Below are 1,906 nucleotides of genomic sequence, written 5' to 3' on the forward strand. Positions count from 1 at the left end.
GGCAAAAATACTTCTGCCATCATACATCTGGCACTTCCGCCCCCGCAGGCTTCGATTGTATCCAAACTTGAACTTAAAATCTCAGCGTGTTTTTCCAATTGCTCAATTTGTTTTGGAGTCAGACTTTGATGTGCTGAAGCACTCATAACAATATATCTCTTATCGTTTGTACCTCTCACTTCCAGCATATTTCCGGCAAAATTATTTACCTGATCTTCCGTTATCAAAATGATTTCTTTTTTGTCTTCTTTTAAATTATCCAAAACCATTTTGCGCTCTTTTTTATCATCGATACAATCTGCACAGATAACAGCAAATGTTTCGCCTAAACACATCATTACATTGGTATGATAGATTAGTTTTCGCTCTCCGTTAACGGTTTGAAAGGCTTCAAAAATTACAGGGACATAATCAAAATCTTCGCAAAACTCTATAAATAATTCTTCGTCTGCTCTTGGTGATAAAGCACAATATGCTTTCCCGTTTGCACGATCTAAAAGCAGACTCCCGGTCCCTTCCAGAAAATAACCGTCTTCTTCTGCAGATGTGTAATCCATTATATTAGAAATCTCGAATCCTTTTTCTTCAAGGGTGTCTAAAATATCCTCACGGCGTTCCTGACGGCGGTTTTCTGCAAACATGGGATAAAGCGCCACATCGCCATTTTCATGAAATGAAACCCAGTTGTTTGGAAAAATACTATCCGGAGTATCGGTATCCAGGGTATCTTCAATTACGGTAACGTCCACACCAACTGCTCTTAATTTCTCAACAAAAGCATCAAATTCCTGCTGTGCTTTTGCGTTTACTGTATCCGGCAGTAATCCGTCTAATACTTTTTGGTAATAATTATTTACGGCTGTCTGTTCATTCATTCTGAAAGCTGCCGGCCGGATCATTACGATTGCATTTGTAGTTTGTTTCATTTTTTATGTTTTTCGTTTCAGGTTTCAAGTTTCAGGTTCCTATAACCTGAAACTTGAAACCTGAAACTATTTTTAATCTCTAATTAATGGTAATGTTGAGCATCTTAATAACCCTTCCTGTTTTGCAATTTCAGCATACGGAATTTCTTCTACAATAAAACCATTTGCGCGAAGCCAGTTATTCAGGCGCGTAAAGTTCTTTTCTGAAACCACAACATTTGTATCAATTGAAAAAACATTTGAAAACATATGGTACATTTCTTCTCTTTCAATATGGAATAAATTTTCTTTCCCGAAAAGGTTTACCAAATACAAATAATCTGCTTCTTCACGAAAACCCCTTTTGTAGATAATGCCTTTGTCTTTTCCTACAGGCTGAAAACAGCAGTCTAAGTGCAGTGCATTGTCGCGAGCCTCTAGTTTTGATTTTACCAGATCAAACTCTTTGACAATTTTATTTGGAAATAATTCTTTGATATAGTTTACGCCATGCATATTGGTTCTGGCCGTGATATAATCTTTGTAATCACTTCCTTTATAGGTCCCAATAAAAATATGGTCATTCCAAAGCATAACATCACCGCCTTCAATATGAACTTCTTCCGGCGGACGCACCACTTTTATCGGATCGATTTGATCAATCATGTACTGAATTGCATCTAATTCACGTTCGCGGTCAGGCAGAATATTCGATTTTATAAAAACATCATCAATTACAAATCCAATATCTCTTGCAAAAATCTGATTGTAATTCTCGATTATTTCCGGACGATAAACTTTAACTTCATATTTTTTAAAAACAGCATTAAAAGCATCCATTTCAGCAACCATATCTTTTTCGACTGGATATGTCCCTGCTTTAATATGTTCCAATGATTTAGGATCATAGGCTTCATCAATTGTAGGAGTTGGCCCATTATGAACGGCTGAACCCAAAACTACTGCACGAAGTCTTGACGTTTCGTTCTTAACATTTAATT

The 1,906-nt window shown here is 36.6% G+C and carries 2 protein-coding genes; both read right to left on the minus strand.

Features of this window, described 5'->3' with window-relative positions; all coding sequences use genetic code 11:
* Positions 1-926, minus strand: a 926-nt coding sequence (gene ctlX, locus BUC29_RS21065) for a citrulline utilization hydrolase CtlX (protein ID WP_073418545.1), incomplete at its 3' end; no start/stop codon positions are given.
* A 72-nt stretch (positions 927-998) separates the two neighbouring features.
* The coding region (locus BUC29_RS21070; RefSeq protein ID WP_073418546.1) for a dimethylarginine dimethylaminohydrolase family protein at positions 999-1,906 on the minus strand (908 nt) is incomplete at its 5' end.

This window comes from Flavobacterium defluvii, assembly GCF_900129555.1.
In the GTDB taxonomy this organism is placed as follows: Bacteria; Bacteroidota; Bacteroidia; order Flavobacteriales; family Flavobacteriaceae; genus Flavobacterium; species Flavobacterium defluvii.